The sequence below is a fragment of the Geodermatophilus sp. SYSU D01176 genome, assembly GCF_054050015.1.
In genome coordinates, this window is record NZ_JBJGYN010000124.1 from 1 (window position 1) to 592 (window position 592).

Here is a 592-nt window from a genome sequence, read left to right on the forward strand (position 1 = left end):
GCCTCGTGGCCGAGCAGGAACGGGTACTGGTCGGTGATGTTGCCCTCGCGGTAGTGCAGGTCGGTGGCGCACACCCCGCAGGCCTGGACGTCGACCACCGCCTCCCCCGGGCCGGGGTCGGGGACGACGATCGTCTCGACGGTCACCGGGGCTCCCTTGCTGCGGGCGACGACGCCCTTCACCTCGTAGGCCATGACGGTGGATCTCCTCTCGCGGATGTGCGGACCAGGTGCGGTGGTCGCTGCTGACTGCGGTGGGAACGGCACGACATCCGTTCCTCGGCGGCCCTTGACCCTCTCCGGCCCTCACCCTACGGTGTTGCACGACTGATATACCAGTCCTTGACTTCACTTATGACAGAAGGGGCGCCGACATGGTCGTCCAGGTTGACGGAGCGCCACAGGCCTCGGCTGTTCCGGACCGCGTGCTCAACCGGTCGCTGGCAGACACCGACCCGGAGGTCTTCGCGGCCATCGCGGCCGAGCTGCGCCGCCAGCAGTCGACGCTGGAGATGATCGCCAGCGAGAACTTCGCCCCGGTCGCGGTGATGCAGGCGCAGGGCTCGGTGCTCACCAACAAGTACGCCGAGGGC

General features: G+C 68.2%; 1 protein-coding gene and 1 pseudogene. One reads left to right on the plus strand and one right to left on the minus strand.

Features of this window, described 5'->3' with window-relative positions; all coding sequences use genetic code 11:
- Window positions 1–194: alcohol dehydrogenase catalytic domain-containing protein (locus ACI78Z_RS25030; RefSeq protein WP_457039241.1), on the minus strand; the 194-nt coding region annotated here is incomplete at its 3' end.
- A 179-nt stretch (window positions 195–373) separates the two neighbouring features.
- Here ACI78Z_RS25030 and ACI78Z_RS25035 point away from each other — a divergent pair.
- Window positions 374–592, plus strand: a pseudogene (locus ACI78Z_RS25035) (serine hydroxymethyltransferase); the annotation flags it as partial.